At 61.0% G+C, this 228-nt stretch carries 1 protein-coding gene; it reads left to right on the top strand.

All coding sequences use genetic code 11. The features are described 5' to 3' along the window. Positions 1-228 (top strand): putative Ig domain-containing protein (locus LZP69_RS16565; protein ID WP_234201767.1); only part of this gene is annotated, 228 nt, incomplete at both ends.

Here is a 228-nt window from a genome sequence, read left to right as displayed (position 1 = left end):
GCAGCGACAGCCAAGGTGCGTCTGATGTACAGACCCTAACCATTACCGTCACTGGCACCAACGATGCACCGACTGTCTCGGCGGCACTGACCGACCAAGCCACAGACCAAGGCAGCGCCTTTAGCTTCGGCGTACCTGCGGGCACCTTCGCCGATATCGACAGCGGTGATACGCTCACCCTGTCGGCTAGCACACCTGCATGGCTCAGCTTTGATGCCACCACCGGCA

This window comes from Shewanella sp. AS1 (assembly GCF_021412565.1).
GTDB lineage: Bacteria > Pseudomonadota > Gammaproteobacteria > Enterobacterales > Shewanellaceae > Shewanella.
Note: the sequence above shows the minus strand (reverse complement) of the source record. Positions and strands in the feature narration are given on the sequence as shown.